Source organism: Polaribacter sargassicola (assembly GCF_021991835.1).
Taxonomy (GTDB): Bacteria; Bacteroidota; Bacteroidia; order Flavobacteriales; family Flavobacteriaceae; genus Polaribacter; species Polaribacter sargassicola.
On sequence record NZ_JAHDAU010000120.1, the window covers coordinates 1 to 327 of the forward strand.

Below are 327 nucleotides of genomic sequence, written 5' to 3' on the forward strand. Positions count from 1 at the left end.
GTGTTCTACCAGCGCATCGCGCTGATCGCCGACCTGTTGGGTGCCGACCTCGACGACGGCGAGACCCTCTCCGCGCTCCACCTGGCGCTGCTGGCCTCCGGGCGGTGAGGGCCTGACTGGAGGGCCGCCTTCGTGCTCATGTCCAGATGTCGGTTGCGTGGGTGTGGGCGTCGATGCTGTGCTGGTTGGTGTTTGCGAGGCGGCGGGTCATCTCGCGGAGGACGTCGTTCATGGCCTGGTGGGCGGCGGTCCACTGGTCGTGTGCTGCCCGGTAGGCCTCTTGTGCTTCACCCGTCCACTGGGATTGAAGCAGTTTCGCTTCGCGGT

Annotated in this window: 2 protein-coding genes; one reads left to right on the top strand and one right to left on the bottom strand. The window is 66.7% G+C overall.

Going from position 1 to position 327, the window contains the following annotated elements; translation table 11 throughout:
• Window positions 1-108 carry a helix-turn-helix domain-containing protein gene (locus KI686_RS17145; RefSeq protein ID WP_368735878.1) on the top strand — a complete coding sequence of 36 codons (108 nt, stop codon included), beginning with the start codon at window positions 1-3 and terminating at the stop codon, window positions 106-108.
• 28 nt (window positions 109-136) lie between these two features.
• Here the strand turns inward: KI686_RS17145 and KI686_RS16110 are convergent.
• The coding region (locus KI686_RS16110) for a WXG100 family type VII secretion target (RefSeq protein ID WP_237590343.1) at window positions 137-327 on the bottom strand (191 nt) is incomplete at its 5' end.